The organism is Methylocystis sp. JR02 (assembly GCF_030063565.1).
Lineage (GTDB): Bacteria > Pseudomonadota > Alphaproteobacteria > Rhizobiales > Beijerinckiaceae > Methylocystis > Methylocystis iwaonis.
In genome coordinates, this window is the sequence record NZ_JASIRC010000001.1 from 319,106 (window position 1) to 333,300 (window position 14,195).

At 64.5% G+C, this 14,195-nt stretch carries 14 protein-coding genes; 5 read left to right on the forward strand and 9 right to left on the reverse strand.

Going from position 1 to position 14,195, the window contains the following annotated elements; all coding sequences use genetic code 11:
* Positions 1-70: 70 nt before the first annotated feature.
* On the reverse strand, positions 71-2,503 hold the full coding sequence (clpA, locus tag QNA11_RS01375; RefSeq protein WP_283481665.1) for an ATP-dependent Clp protease ATP-binding subunit ClpA: 2,433 nt from the start codon (positions 2,501-2,503) through the stop codon (positions 71-73).
* A gap of 15 nt (positions 2,504-2,518) precedes the next feature.
* Entirely contained in the window at positions 2,519-2,974 is a 456-nt protein-coding gene (gene clpS / locus QNA11_RS01380) for an ATP-dependent Clp protease adapter ClpS (RefSeq protein WP_370568522.1), read from the reverse strand.
* A 337-nt stretch (positions 2,975-3,311) separates the two neighbouring features.
* On the opposite strand from clpS, the gene QNA11_RS01385 reads away from it, so the two are divergent.
* Both QNA11_RS01385 and QNA11_RS01390 read left to right on the forward strand, forming a co-directional pair.
* On the forward strand, positions 3,312-3,521 hold the full coding sequence (locus QNA11_RS01385) for a hypothetical protein (protein WP_283481666.1): 210 nt from the start codon (positions 3,312-3,314) through the stop codon (positions 3,519-3,521).
* A 272-nt stretch (positions 3,522-3,793) separates the two neighbouring features.
* Positions 3,794-5,314: a DEAD/DEAH box helicase gene (locus QNA11_RS01390; RefSeq protein ID WP_283481667.1), complete on the forward strand. Its 1,521-nt coding sequence runs from the start codon at positions 3,794-3,796 to the stop codon at positions 5,312-5,314.
* A gap of 154 nt (positions 5,315-5,468) precedes the next feature.
* On the opposite strand, the gene QNA11_RS01395 is transcribed toward QNA11_RS01390, so the two are convergent.
* The 5 genes from QNA11_RS01395 to rpmG form a co-directional block, all read right to left on the reverse strand.
* The gene (locus QNA11_RS01395) at positions 5,469-5,903 is read right to left on the reverse strand and encodes an HIT family protein (RefSeq protein WP_202072565.1); all 435 of its coding nucleotides are present in this window, start codon (positions 5,901-5,903) and stop codon (positions 5,469-5,471) included.
* Positions 5,904-5,918: 15 nt separating this feature from the next.
* On the reverse strand, positions 5,919-6,782 hold the full coding sequence (locus QNA11_RS01400) for a prephenate dehydratase (RefSeq protein ID WP_202072840.1): 864 nt from the start codon (positions 6,780-6,782) through the stop codon (positions 5,919-5,921).
* An 11-nt stretch (positions 6,783-6,793) separates the two neighbouring features.
* A complete protein-coding gene (locus tag QNA11_RS01405) occupies positions 6,794-7,543 on the reverse strand; it encodes a 3-deoxy-manno-octulosonate cytidylyltransferase (protein ID WP_502867504.1) in 750 nt (249 codons plus the stop codon).
* Positions 7,544-7,548: 5 nt separating this feature from the next.
* Complete coding sequence (locus QNA11_RS01410) at positions 7,549-7,953, reverse strand: hypothetical protein (protein ID WP_202072566.1); 405 nt, start codon at positions 7,951-7,953, stop codon at positions 7,549-7,551.
* A 552-nt stretch (positions 7,954-8,505) separates the two neighbouring features.
* Positions 8,506-8,673, reverse strand: a complete 168-nt coding sequence (rpmG, locus tag QNA11_RS01415; RefSeq protein ID WP_016918986.1) for a 50S ribosomal protein L33 — start codon at positions 8,671-8,673, stop codon at positions 8,506-8,508.
* A 254-nt stretch (positions 8,674-8,927) separates the two neighbouring features.
* On the opposite strand from rpmG, the gene ribH reads away from it, so the two are divergent.
* Together ribH and nusB are read left to right on the forward strand one after the other, a co-directional pair.
* A complete protein-coding gene (gene ribH, locus QNA11_RS01420; RefSeq protein ID WP_283481668.1) occupies positions 8,928-9,410 on the forward strand; it encodes a 6,7-dimethyl-8-ribityllumazine synthase in 483 nt (160 codons plus the stop codon).
* Positions 9,407-9,859 (forward strand): transcription antitermination factor NusB, encoded by a 453-nt coding sequence (gene nusB / locus QNA11_RS01425; RefSeq protein ID WP_202072568.1) that lies wholly within the window; start codon positions 9,407-9,409, stop codon positions 9,857-9,859. The genes ribH and nusB overlap by 4 nt, the downstream gene beginning before the upstream one ends.
* Before the next feature lie 69 nt (positions 9,860-9,928).
* Here the strand turns inward: nusB and QNA11_RS01430 are convergent, their stop codons facing one another.
* A complete protein-coding gene (locus QNA11_RS01430; protein WP_281931434.1) occupies positions 9,929-10,114 on the reverse strand; it encodes a DUF1192 domain-containing protein in 186 nt (61 codons plus the stop codon).
* A gap of 381 nt (positions 10,115-10,495) precedes the next feature.
* On the opposite strand from QNA11_RS01430, the gene ppdK reads away from it, so the two are divergent.
* Positions 10,496-13,174: a pyruvate, phosphate dikinase gene (gene ppdK, locus QNA11_RS01435; protein ID WP_283481669.1), complete on the forward strand. Its 2,679-nt coding sequence runs from the start codon at positions 10,496-10,498 to the stop codon at positions 13,172-13,174.
* A gap of 18 nt (positions 13,175-13,192) precedes the next feature.
* Here the strand turns inward: ppdK and QNA11_RS01440 are convergent, their stop codons facing one another.
* The gene (locus QNA11_RS01440; RefSeq protein ID WP_283481670.1) at positions 13,193-13,897 is read right to left on the reverse strand and encodes a Crp/Fnr family transcriptional regulator; all 705 of its coding nucleotides are present in this window, start codon (positions 13,895-13,897) and stop codon (positions 13,193-13,195) included.
* Positions 13,898-14,195: the final 298 nt, after the last annotated feature.

Below are 14,195 nucleotides of genomic sequence, written 5' to 3' on the forward strand. Positions count from 1 at the left end.
CACGGGCGCTGCTCTGGATCCCCGATCGCTTCGCTTACGCGAAGCGTCGGGAATAACGCTCAAGCTAGCCTCAGTTGCGCACCGAAGCCGGCTTCTGATCGGGTTCCGACGACTCGGGGCCACCGGCCGTCGCTTCCGGCTCGTCGGCGCTCGCGCGCTTCTTGCCGGCTTCGATGATGTCGCGCTCGGGACGCGGCAGCACCGGGCCTTCCGGGAAGACGAAGCCGAGCTTCTTCTCGCCCTTGTCGTCGCCGACGACCACCACGCGCACGGCGCCGCCATTCTTGAGGCGGCCGAACAGCACCTCGTCGGCCAGCGGCGTCTTGATCGACTGATGGATGACGCGGGACATCGGCCGCGCGCCCATCGCCTCGTCATAGCCGTGCTCGACGAGCCAGCCGCGCGCTTCGTCGGTGAGCTCGATGGTGACATTGCGGTCGGCGAGCTGCGCCTCGAGCTGCATGATGAATTTGTCGACGACGCGCTTGATGACATCCACCGGCAGATGGCCGAAGGGCACGATCGCGTCGAGACGGTTGCGGAATTCCGGCGCGAACAGCCGGTTGATCGCCTCGCTGTCGTCGAGATGGGCGCGGGTGCGGGTGAAGCCGATCGGCGTGCGGGCGAGATCGGCGGCGCCCGCATTGGTCGTCATGATGAGAATGACGTTGCGGAAGTCGATCGTCTTGCCGTTGTGGTCGGTGAGCTTCCCGTGGTCCATCACCTGCAGGAGGATATTGTAAAGATCGGGATGCGCCTTCTCGATCTCGTCGAGCAGCAGGACGCAATGCGGATGCTGGTCGATCGCGTCGGTCAGCAGGCCGCCCTGGTCGAAGCCGACATAGCCGGGAGGCGCGCCGATAAGCCGGCTCACCGTGTGGCGCTCCATATATTCCGACATGTCGAAGCGCACGAGCTCGATGCCGAGCGAAGTGGCGAGCTGGCGCGCGGCCTCTGTCTTGCCGACGCCCGTGGGGCCGGAGAAGAGATAGCAGCCGATCGGCTTCTCTTGGTCGCGCAAGCCGGCGCGGGCGAGCTTGATCGCCGAGGTGAGGGCGCCGATCGCCTTCTCCTGACCGTAGACTACGCGCCGTAGCGTCTCGTCGAGATGGGCGAGCACTTCGGCGTCGTCCTTGGAGACGGTCTTGGGCGGGATGCGCGCCATGGTGGCGATTGTCGCCTCGATCTCTTTGAGGCCGATCGTCTTCTTGCGTTTGTTCTCGGCGAGCAGCATCTGCGCCGCGCCGGTCTCGTCGATCACGTCGATGGCTTTGTCGGGAAGCTTACGATCGTGAATGTAACGCGCCGAAAGCTCCACCGCCGCCTTCAAAGCGTCATTGGTGTAGCGGATCTTGTGGAACTCTTCGAAATAGGGCTTCAGACCCTTGATGATTTCGATGGCGTCCGGGATCGACGGCTCATTGACGTCGATCTTCTGGAAACGCCGCACGAGCGCGCGGTCCTTTTCGAAATACTGGCGGTATTCCTTATAGGTCGTCGATCCGATGCAGCGCAGCACGCCCTGGGCGAGCGCGGGCTTCAACAGATTGGAGGCGTCCATGGCGCCGCCCGAGGTGGCGCCGGCGCCGATGACGGTGTGAATCTCGTCGATGAAGAGGATCGCGTCCTTGTGGTTCTCGATCTCTTTGACGACCTGCTTCAAGCGCTCCTCGAAATCGCCGCGGTAGCGCGTGCCGGCGAGCAGGGCGCCCATATCCAGCGCGAAGACCGTGGCGTTGCCCAGCACATCCGGAACCTCGCCCTGGATGATCTTGCGCGCTAGGCCTTCGGCGATCGCCGTCTTGCCGACGCCGGGGTCGCCGACGAGGAGCGGATTGTTCTTGTGGCGGCGGCAGAGGACCTGAATCGTGCGCAGAACCTCGGCCTCGCGGCCGATCAGCGGGTCGATGCGGCCGTCGCGCGCTTTCTTGTTCAGATTGACGCAATAGGCTTCGAGCGCGCCCTCTTTCTTACGGCTCTCGCCGTCGCGGCTCTCGCGCCCTTCCGAGCGTTCGCCATCCTCCTCGACGCCGCGCGGGGCGCGGGTCTGGTCCGAAAGGCCGGGGCGCTTGGCGATGCCGTGGCTGATGTAGTTCACGGCGTCGTAGCGCGTCATATCCTGCTCCTGCAGGAAGTAGACGGCATGGCTCTCGCGCTCGGCGAAGAGCGCCACGAGCACATTTGCCCCGCTCACATCCTCGCGCCCGGAGGATTGCACGCTGATGATGGCGCGCTGGACAACCCGCTGAAAGCCGGCGGTCGGCTTGCACTCATCGGCGTCTTCATTGACCAGATTGTCGAGTTCCCGGTCGATGTAGTCGCGCAGATTTTTGGCCAGCAGCTCGAGATCGACGGAGCAGGCCCGCAGCACGGCCGAGGCGTCGGCGTCTTCTATCAGGCTAAGCAACAGATGTTCGAGGGTGGCGTATTCGTGATGACGCTCGCGCGCGGAGGCGAGGGCGCGGTCCAGGGTCTGTTTCAGATTGCGCGAGAACGTCGGCATATGCTGCGAGCCTCTCTATTTTTTCTCCATGATGCACTGCAAAGGATGCTGATGCTTCCTTGCGAAATCCATCACTTGGGTGACCTTCGTTTCGGCGACTTCATAGGTGTAGACACCGCATTCGCCGACGCCATGGTTGTGGACGTGCAGCATGATGCGCGTAGCTTCCTCGACGGATTTGTTGAAGTATTTACGCAGAACGATCACAACGAACTCTTGTGTCGTATAATCGTCATTGAGCAACAATACCCGGTACATATTCGGACGGCGCGTCTGCTGGCGGGTGCGCGTGATCAGCGCCGTGCCAGCGGAACCGCCGTCGCCTGATTTCTTTGGCTCTTTGCCGGCCCTCAGAGGCAAGCCCAGCGGCTTGCCGCCCCGAAAAGGGGCTTGGCCCGGCCGGGAAGTCGCCTGTTGGGTTTGGATAGATGTCAACGCCGCCACGTCCGTCTCGTCCCCGGTCCTTTCCATGTAGGTCCCATGAAATGGTCTTTCAGGGGCGCATGGAGCAATTTCTTTGCCGCGGCCGCTCGAACAAAAATCGAAGGCGGGGGCGCGATCCCTCACAGCATTCTGCTTCGTGACGGCCTTGGCAAGAGGCAAGGAGCCGCCCGGCTGGCCAAAGGCAGTCGTGAACGGGATATTTACCATATCGCGGCAAAGAAGGGCGCGATCCTAAACAGGCGCTTCCATGTCCAGATTCGACAAAAACGATACCGCCCGGTCATTCTCCTGGAGCGGATCTTTCCGGAACTTCGCCGCTGTCGCCGCCGTTGCCTTTTTTTGCAGCGTCGTGGGAGCCAAGCTCATGTCGAAACTCGTCGATAGCGACGAGTTTTCAAGGCTTGCCTATGAGCGATCCATGCGCAATGTGGCGCGCAATCTCGAGCCGCCGCCGGCGCAGGCCTATTCGATCGTGCGGAGCGTGGGCGTCGATGGCGTGACCACGGCGACGATTCCCTTGCTCGGGCCGGCGCCGGTCTCGCCTTGCGGCGGCGCCGAACAGCCAAAAAGATAATTTTCTTGGGCAGTTTTTCACGAAATTGCACGGATTGTCGTGGCCATGGCCGAGAAAATTCGTTCGAGGGCTCGCAAATTCATTGACATCTGCCCATTTGTTCTCCAAGCATGCGGCTGAGGCTCTCGCCCCCGCTCCTTTGCGGCGATGGTAAGCGAGCTCTTCCGTCCTCGCGGCGATGACGGCGCCCTCTCTCAGGACATCTTGCGCGCTTTTCGATCGGCTGGCGCGCAGCGGCCTCCCGCTCTCGTAAGCCGTAACCAGGATAATTGATGACATTCAACGAATTGGGCCTTTCGGAAAAGGTTCTCGCGGCCGTGCAAGCGGCAGGCTACGCCCATCCGACGCCCATCCAGGCGCAGGCCATACCGCCGGCGCTTCAAGGCCGTGACATCCTCGGCATCGCCCAGACCGGCACCGGCAAAACTGCCGCCTTCACCCTGCCGATGCTCAGCCGCCTCGAGCAGGGCCGCGCCCGGGCCCGAATGCCCCGGACGCTGATTCTCGAACCCACGCGCGAACTCGCGGCGCAGGTCGAGGAAAGCTTCAATAAATACGGCTCCCAACATAAGCTCAACGTCGCGTTGCTCATTGGCGGCGTCGCCTTCGGCGACCAGGAAGCCAAGATCATGCGCGGCGCAGACGTGCTGATCGCGACGCCGGGCCGCCTTCTCGACTTCTTCGACCGCGGCAAGCTGCTGCTGACAGGCATCGAGATTCTCGTCATCGACGAAGCCGACCGCATGCTCGACATGGGCTTCATCCCCGACATCGAGCGCGTCTGCAAGCTCGTTCCCTTTACCCGCCAGACGCTCTTCTTCTCGGCGACCATGCCGCCGGAGATCACCCGCCTCACCGAGGCCTTTCTGCATAATCCGGTCAGGATCGAGGTCGCCCGCGCCTCCACCACGGCCTCGACCATCCGCCAGGCGCTCGTCGCCTCGCATGGCCACGCCGACAAGCGCGAGACGCTGCGCAATCTCATTCGCGGCGCCGAAAACCTCAAGAACGCGATCATCTTCTGCAACCGCAAGCGCGACGTGGCGATCCTGCATCGCTCGCTTGCGAAGCACGGTTTCTCGGTCGGCGCGCTGCATGGCGACATGGACCAGCTCGCCCGCATGGCCTCGCTCGACGCCTTCAAGACCGGCGACGTGTCGCTGCTCGTCTGCTCGGATGTCGCGGCCCGCGGACTCGATATTCCGGACGTCAGCCATGTCTTCAATTTCGACGTGCCGACGCACAGCGAAGACTATGTGCATCGAATCGGCCGCACGGGCCGCGCCGGTCGCTCGGGCGTTGCGATCACCATCGCCACCGAGGACGACGCCAAATATGTCGACCAGATTCAGAGCCTGATCGGCAAGGCGATCGACTGGGAAGGGCCGGGCTTCAACGAGCTGCCGCCGCCCATGGAGACGTCGCACGGGCATGAGCATCGCCGCGGCGGCAGAAGCGAACGCGGCGGGCGCCGCGAGCGTGGGGCGGAGCGTGGCCGCAGCAGGGCTGAGCGCGGCGAGCGTGCGGAGCGGACCGAGCGTCCGGCGCGCGTTGAACGGGTCGAAAGGGTCGAAGCCGAAGGTCCCGTGGCCATGGGCCGACCGGCGCATGCGCCCCGGCGTCCGGACGCCGAACCGACGCGGCCGCGTCCGCAAATGGACGATCGCCGCGACCGGCGCCCGCGCCGCCATCATGAGGACGACGGCCCGCCCGTCATTGGCCTGGGCGACCATGTGCCGTCGTTCCTGCTGCGGCCAGTGACGCTGCGGCCGGCGAAGGTGGTGGAGGAGTAAGGCCCTCATCCGACCCCTGCTGACGCAGGGGCCACCTTCTCCCGCTAGCGGGAGAAGGGGTGATCCAAAATCTCGGGGCTTTTCCTTCTCCCGTTTTACGGGAGAAGGTGGCCCTCGCGTCAGCGAGGGCCGGATGAGGGCGAGGGCAGCCCCTTCATCCCACAAATGGCGTCAGCGCCGCTTTGATCTTCTCAGCCTGCTCCGCAAGCTTGTCGTTATCCCCCATCGTTCCCGGCGGGCGAAGGGAGACGCCATCCCAGCGCGGCAGCAGATGGAAGTGCAGGTGGTAGATCACCTGTCCGCCAGCGCTCTCGTTGAATTGATGCAGGGTCAGGCCGTCGCATTGGAAGGCGGCCTGCAGCCCCTTGGCGACATGTTGCACGCGCTTGATCAGTTCCGCGAGCGTCGCCGGCGACACGTCGACGAGCGTGCGCGCGCCCTCTTTGGGGATCACCAGCGTATGGCCCTCGGTGCGCGGCATGATGTCCATGAAGGCAAGAGCGACGTCGTCTTCATAGATCTTGTGCGCGGGGATCTCGCCGCGCAGAATTTTGCCGAAGATATTGTTCGGATCATATGCGGCGGCCATGTCTCTTCCCCCTGGTCAGTCCCCATATTCGAAGGCGCGGATATTGGTGACGCGGAACGCCGCCGCCGGATAAACGCCGAGTATCTCCACTTCCTTCGAGAAGAAGCGCAGCTCCTCCAGCGCGCGGGCGAGGGCCGGCTGCTCGGGATGGCCGTCGACATCGGCGAGAAATTGCGTCGCCGCGAATTCGCCGCCGACCATATAGCTCTCCAGCTTGGTCATATTGACGCCATTCGTCGCGAAGCCGCCGAGCGCCTTGTAGAGGGCGGCGGGCACGTTGCGCACGCGGAAGATGAAAGTCGTCATCGTCGCGCCGCCATTGACGGGCGCCCATTGGCTCGTCTTCGACAGCACGACGAAGCGCGTCGTGTTATGCGCTTCGTCCTCGACATTCTCGCCGAGCACGTCGAGACCGTAGATGTCGGCCGCAAGCCGCGGCGCCAGCGCCGCTTTCGTGGGATCGTTCCATTCCGCCACCTCGCGCGCGGCGCCGGCGGTGTCGCCCGCCGTATGGGCGACGAGCCCGAGATCGCGAATCACGCGGCGGCATTGGCCGAGCGCATGGACATGGCTGTAGACGGCGCGCAATCCCTCGCGCGTCGCGCCTTTGGGCGCCATCAGATGAAAATGGATCGGCAGAAAATGCTCGCCGACGATATGCAGGCCCGAATGCGGCAGGAAATGATGAATGTCCGCGACGCGGCCGGCGATCGAATTTTCGATCGGGATCATCCCGAGCGCGGCGCGGCCTTCGGTCACGGCCGCGAAGGCGTCTTCGAAGCTCGCGCAGGGGAGGGGGGTGAGGTCGGGATAGGCTTCGCGGCAGACGATGTCGGAGTTCGCGCCGGGCTCTCCCTGATAAGCGATGAACTGGTTCACTTGCGGAACTTTCACGATTCGCTCATCCCTCGGGACGAGGAAACTCGGCGCACGGCTTCGAGGTCGCGCCCGGTATCTACCGATGGGCTCGTTTTGTCCAGCACAGTCGCGTCGATCCGCATTCCCGCCTCGAGCGCCCGCAATTGTTCGAGGCGTTCGCTCAGCTCGAGCGGAGACGGCGCAAGCGACGCGAAGCGCTCCAGCGCGGCGCGGCGGAAAGCGTAGACGCCAATATGCTTGTAATGCGGCCCTTCGCCCCAGGGCGCGCGGGCGCGGGTGAAATAGAGCGCGCGCAGGCGGCGCGGCGTGACATGCGTTCCAACAAGCTTGACCGCATTCGGATCGTCGGCCTCTTGCGGCGCGGCGGGCGCGGCGACCGTTCCGATGTCGACCACCGGGTCATCGAGCAGGGCCAAAGCCCCCGCAAGCGCGTCCTCCGGAAGGAAGGGGTTGTCGCCCTGGAGGTTGACGACAGCGTCGTATCGACCCTCCGGGTCGATCGCGCGCAGCGCCTCGGCGGCGCGGTCGCTGCCGCACAGATGCGCGCCCGTCGTAAGCAGACTCTCGCCGCCGGCGGCCCGAACGACTGTCGCGATTTCCTGCGAATCCGTTGCAACGACGACGGGGCCCAGCGCCGCTTCGATGGCGCGCGACAAGACGTGAACCACCATCGGCCGCCCGCCGATGTCGGCGAGCGCCTTTCCCGGCAGCCGGGTCGAGCCCAGCCGCGCGGGGATCACGACAAGCGCACGCGGTTCCAAGAGACTCAGTAGACGTTGTTGTCTTCGGCCATCCAGCCTTTGTCGGTTTTCACGAAATGCAGCGTGCCTTCACTCGTATGCACTTCGGCTTTTGCAAAGGTGCGATCCTCATCGAGGCCGAGGAAGGCGCATTTTCCGCGCTCGTGCTCCTCGCGGCACTTGGCCTCGAAGCCTTCGGGGAACTGGATTTCCGCCTCGTACATCAGCTCGAAGGCGTCGACCTTGTCGTGATTGACCTCACGCGCGTTGACCTTCTTGAAGGAGACGATCTTGGCGCCGACGCCGTTCTTCTCGAGAATGTTGCGCAACACTTTCGCGCCGGTGGCGTCGCCGGGCTGGTGATCGCCGCAGCCAGCGAGCGCCAAAGCGGCCACGAGCCCGATGGACAGGCGCAAACCATGAGCAGTCATCTATTTCCTCCGAAGCGGGCGCGTCTGGGGCGCGCGTTTTTTGGTCTCTTTAGCGGAAAAGCGCCGGTTCGTCGCGGTCTTTCATTTTTCAAATTGCCCCATTGTGAAAAACCATATCAGGCGGTTGCAATTTTGTGCAGCCGGGGTAACTTGATGCCCGCCAACTGGATTACGTGGCCGGGCGGCGGCGCAAGGGCTAGCAATAAAGCCCACGCCGTAAGTTAAGCGTTCGATGCGTAACGGCAGAACTCGAATACCCTGCGGAGTGCTCAGGTCCGCCGCATCTCCTGGGTCCGTGGGGTTGGCCGGCTGACGATGGTTGGAGTGGCCTCCTTGAAGCCATTGTCAGTCGGCCGCCTTCATCCTGTTGGGTGAAGGCGGTCGCATCAGGCGCTTCTTCTTTCGACAACTCGTCTCAGCCGATTCGCCTCTTCGCATCGCGAAGGCGATCGTTGGGCGTTGTCGATTCGTGCCTATGGCCAAAAAAATTGGCCCCGCTGTCGGCGAGGCCATTTCGCGACGATAAAGAGCGGCGGCGTGCCCGCCGACGCTTTACTTGATCTTGGTTTCCTTGAACTCGACGTGCTTGCGCACGACGGGGTCGTATTTCTTGAAGGCGAGCTTCTCGGTCTTGGTGCGCGCGTTCTTCTTGGTGACGTAGAAATAGCCCGTATCCGCCGTGGACAGGAGCTTGATCTTGATCATGGCGGACTTGGCCATAGCGCTCGTTCCGATTCGAGTGAGAATAGAAAATCGTCCCCGCCGCAGCGAGCGGCGGGCGACGAATTGGCGCGCAACATACGTGCGGCGCGTGGGATGTCAAGCTATATAGGCGGTGGTCGAAAGGCGATCGCGTGACAGACGGGCTTCTTCCGTCGCCGCCGCCACCGCCAAAATCTCTCCTGCTACAACACGCCCCTATGGTGGAGCGTGATCGAAAAGTGTATCCATCGCCGCCCAAGGAGTTACAGGCAATGGCAGGTTTTGCACCCGGCGACATCGCCGCGGCGCCCGTCCCGGGCGCGCGGATTCTCGTCGTCGCGGCGAGGTTCAACGCCGACATCGTCGGCTTGCTGCGCGAGGGCGCATTGGCGGCGATCGAGCGGCTCGGCGCCCACGCCACGGTTATCGACGTGCCCGGCGCGTTGGAGATTGCAACGGCGGCCGCGATCGCGCTCGATGCGGCCGAGCGGGCCGGCGCGCCCTATGACGGTCTTGTCGCGCTCGGCTGTGTCATTCGCGGCGAGACCTATCACTTCGAGATCGTGGCGAATGAAAGCTCGCGCGCCTTGACCGACCTTTCGGTCGCGCGGCGGCTCCCCTTCGGGAATGGAATTCTCACCGTGGAAAATGACGAACAGGCGATAGTGCGCGCCGATCCGAAACAGGGCGACAAGGGCGCCGATGCGGCGCTGGCGGCGCTGTCCCTCATCCGCCTGAAGCGGAGCCTCGCATGAGCCTCGACCAACGCTCCGCCGCGCGTCTCGCCATCGTGCAGGCGCTTTATCAGATGGAGGTCGCGGGCAAGGGCCTCAACGAGATTTACGCGGAATTCGAGGCTCATTGGATCGGCCGCGAGATCGAGGGCGTGCAATATAAGCCTGCCGAGCTGACGTTCTTCCGCGACGTGCTGCAGGGCGTGCTGACCGATCAGGTGGCGATCGACCGGCAGATCGACCGCGTGCTTTCCGGCGGCTGGCCGCTGGCGCGCATCGAGGCCGTGATGCGCGCCGCCTTGCGCGCCGGCGCCTATGAGCTGCGGTCCCGGAAGGATGTGCCGGCCCGCGCCGTGATCAAGGAATATGTCGACGTCGCCGGCGCCTTTTTCGGGCCGACGGAATCGGGCATGGTCAACGCCGTGCTCGACAAGGTCGCGCGGGAAGAGCGGGCTGGGGAGATGGGGTAGCCCCCCTTCTGCCGTCTAAGGCCGCTAGGCGCGGGCCATCTCCCCACGAAGGAGAGGGCGCGCCGGCGGTCATTTTCGGAAAAACGCCTCGGCCGCGGACGTCGCCGCGCGTTTGGCCTGCGCAGCCGCCTCGAGGCGGGCGATCTCTTCTTGCAGCATCAGAATTCGCGACTCGATTTCCGCAATCGACAAAAGTTCGAGGGGCTGGCCGACGTCATAGGCGGGGCGGGGGCGGGGCGCGTCGTCTTCCGTCATGAGCTTTCCTCTTGAGGGTCAATCGACAAAATAGCTCTGATGCGCGCGCATGGAAATGTGACGCGCGCCGGGGCGCCTATTATAGCCCAAGCGGATGTATTTCCTGGAGTAATGCGCATGCGCCGCGTTCCGTCGGCTCATTCCCCCGCGCTCGCGCGCTTTCCGTTCGCGGGGGTCATGCGCGCGATAAGCAATCGCGATAAATAAAAATCCAGGAGGGGCGCCCCAGCGGGGCTGGTTGGGGCTCGGGCCGAAAAATCAGCCCTCGTCGCGACAATTGTTTAGGCCTATCTGCTATTGTGCGCCCGCGAAGCCGAACGGGGTTCGTCCGGCCGCGGCAAAGACCGGCATTCGACCGTCATTGGCGGAAAGACGAGAGCGATGACGAAGTGGGTTTACAGTTTCGGCGGCGGCGCGTCCGAGGGTTCGGCGGCCATGCGAGACCTTCTGGGCGGCAAGGGCGCCAATCTCGCTGAAATGGCGGCCCTTGGGCTGCCTGTTCCGCCGGGCTTCACCATCACCACTGAGGTCTGCGCCCATTTTTACGCCAAAGGCCGCAGCTTCCCGGCCGATCTCGAGGCGCAGGTCGAGGCCGCGCTGGCGGAGATCGGGCGCGTCGCCGGCCACGCTTTCGACGACCCCAATTGGCCGCTGCTCGTCTCCGTGCGCTCCGGCGCGCGCGCCTCCATGCCCGGCATGATGGATACGGTGCTCAATCTCGGCCTCAACGACGAGACCGTCGAGGCGCTCGCCAATTACTCGGGCGACGCGCGCTTCGCCTGGGACTGCTACCGGCGCTTCGTCGAGATGTATTCCTCGGTCGTGCTCGGCGTCGAGCATCATATTTTCGAGGATGCGCTGGAGGAGCTGAAAGAATCGAAGGGGCTGACGCTCGATACGCAGTTGACGGCCGATGATTGGCGCGCGGCGGTGAAGCAGTTCAAGGCCATCATCGAAGCCAATGCCGGCGTCGCCTTCCCGCAGGACCCGCGCGCGCAGCTCTGGGGCGCGATCAAGGCGGTCTTCTCCTCCTGGATGAACCACCGCGCCATCGTCTATCGCCATCTGCACAATATCCCCGAGAACTGGGGCACGGCCGTCAATGTGCAGGCCATGGTGTTCGGCAATCTCGACGCCAATTCAGCGACCGGCGTCGCCTTCACGCGCAATCCCTCGACCGGCGTGAAGGAGCTTTACGGCGAATATCTGCTGAACGCTCAAGGCGAGGACGTCGTCGCCGGCCTGCGCACGCCGCAGCCGCTGACCGAAGTCGCCAGCCGCGCCTCGCCGGGCGAGAAGATTTCGCTCGAAGCGACCATGCCGAAAGTCTTCGCGGAATTCGTGCAGGTCGCCGACCGTCTCGAACGCCATTATCGCGATATGCAGGACATGGAGTTCACCATCGAGCGCGGCAAATTATGGATGCTGCAGACGCGTTCGGGCAAGCGCACGGCGCGCGCCGCCTTGAAGCTCGCGGTCGATATGGCGAAAGAAGGCCTCATCACGCGGGAAGAAGCGCTGCTGCGCGTCGAGCCGACCTCGCTCGATCAATTGCTGCACCCGACGATCGACCCCGCCGCCCGGCGCGACATTCTGGCGACCGGCCTGCCGGCCTCGCCCGGCGCGGCCTTCGGCGAGATCGTCTTCAACCCGGAAGAAGCGGCGGCCTTCGCGGCCTCGGGGCGCAAGGTCATTCTGGTGCGCACCGAGACGAGCCCGGAGGACATTCATGGCATGCACGCCGCCGAGGGCATTCTGACGGCGCGCGGCGGCATGACCTCACATGCGGCGGTCGTGGCGCGCGGCATGGGCAAGCCCTGCGTCACAGGCGTCGGCGCCTTGCGCATCGACTATGAGGAGCAATGCTTCACGATCGCCGGCAAGCGTTTCGTGAAGGGTGACAAGCTGACGATCGACGGCTCCGCCGGCCATGTCATCGCCGGCGAGGTGAAGATGCAGCGGCCCGAGCTTACCGGCGAATTCGCCGTGCTGATGGGCTGGGCCGATCAGGTGCGCCGCCTCAAGGTGCGCGCCAACGCCGAGACGCCGTCGGACGCGCGCGCGGCGCGCCGCTTCGGCGCCGAGGGCATCGGTCTCGCGCGCACCGAGCATATGTTCTTCGAGGGTGAACGTATCGTCGCCGTGCGCGAGATGATATTGGCCGACGACGCGGAGGGGCGGCGCGCGGCGCTCGCCAAGCTGCTGCCGATCCAGCGTGAGGATTTCAAGCATCTCTTCGAGATCATGGCGGGGCTGCCGGTGACGATCCGTCTGCTCGATCCGCCCTTGCACGAGTTTTTGCCGCATACCGACAGCGAGCTTGCGCAGGTGGCGCGCGCCATGGGCGCAGATCCCGTGAAGCTGCGTCGTCGCGCGCTGCAGCTTTCCGAATTCAACCCGATGCTGGGTTTCCGCGGCGTGCGTCTCGCGGTGGTTTTCCCCGAGATCGTCGACATGCAGGCGCGCGCGATTTTCGAGGCGGCGATCGAGGCGAGCCTCTCGACCGGCGCGCCCGCGCAGATCGAGATCATGGCGCCGCTCGTGTTTTCGCGGGCCGAGCTCGATCTCGTCAACGCCCGCGTCGACGCCATGGCGAAGCTCGTCGAGGACGAGACGGGCCTTCGCCCGCGCTACCACATCGGCACAATGATCGAGCTGCCGCGCGCCGCGCTGCGGGCGGGCGAGATCGCGCCCTCGGCCGATTTCTTCTCCTTCGGCACCAACGACCTCACACAGACGACGCTCGGCATTTCGCGCGACGACTCAGGCTCGTTCCTCGGCGCCTATATCGAGAAGGGCGTGCTGCCGCATGACCCCTTCGTGTCGATCGACCAGGAAGGCGTCGGCGAGCTTGTCGCGCTCGGCTGCCAGCGGGCGCGCGCCGCGCGCCCCGACATTGCGCTCGGCGTCTGCGGCGAGCATGGCGGCGATCCGGCGTCGGTCGCCTTCTTCGAGAAGATCGGCATCGACTATGTCTCCTGCTCGCCCTTCCGCGTGCCGATCGCGCGGCTGGCCGCGGCGCAAGCGGCTTTGGGCAAGACGGCGGAAGGAACGGCGTAGCGCCGGCCCGGCCGTTCGTCAGGCCTGCTCGGGGGCGGCGGCGGGTTGGAGAGGGGCGCCCGCCATATCGTCTTCGACGTGGTTTTCCTCAAACCGGCGCACGATCAATCGCACGAGGTAAAGCCCGAATTCCGGGTTCTGGAAATAGAGCTGCTCGAACTGCTCATAGGTGATCGCCAGCAGGCGGACGTCCGTGACGCATCTCGCGCTCGCCGTGCGCTTGCCAGTCTTTGTGAAAAGCGCCATCTCGCCGAAAAGCGCGCCGGGTCCGATCGTCACGCCGCGCTCGATGATCTCGACCTGGCCTTCGACCACGACATAGGCCTCTCCGCCCACGTCGCCCTTCTTGAAGATGAAGTCCGTCGCCGGCAGGCTCTCCGGGTGCATGAAGGGCTTCAGCCATTCGATGTTGAGATCGTTGGCGTTGGCTTCGCGCACGCTGTCGATCAGGCGGCGCATCTCCCGCAGGCGCGAGAAGTTGAGCGGCAGATTGATCGCGTGCTTGGCGATGGTCGGGAAGGTTCCGGTCAGCAGCCCGTAAGTCAGGCCGAGGCAATTGCAGACCATGGCGGTGATCCGCAACGGAATCATGCGCTTCATATAGGCGCTGCCGACGACGGTCGCGGCTTCCGCCCAGGCCAGGGCGGCTAAGGCGACGCCTCCGGCGGCCTTGCCGGCGTCGGAGGTCGCCCAGGTCGTGACGGCGTCGATGAGGTCGGACATTCTCGCTCCTTGCGGTTGCGTCCGCGCTTAGCCGTTGCGCGGGCCGCAGACAAGCGCCCATAACGCCGTCGGCTGCGGACTTTCCTGCGCGCTGACGCACATTTCCCGTCTTGTGAGATCCGCTTGATCGGCGCCGTGCCATTCCCGACGCTCGCAAAGCGAGCGATCGGGAATCCAGAGCCGAATCAGCGTATTTGTGGCTCTGGATTCCCGGTCGGGCTTTCAGCCCGCCGGGAATGACACTCCCCATTCCGAGCTGTTCAAGCGGAAACAGTATCGTGCGGCAGGCGGCAAGACC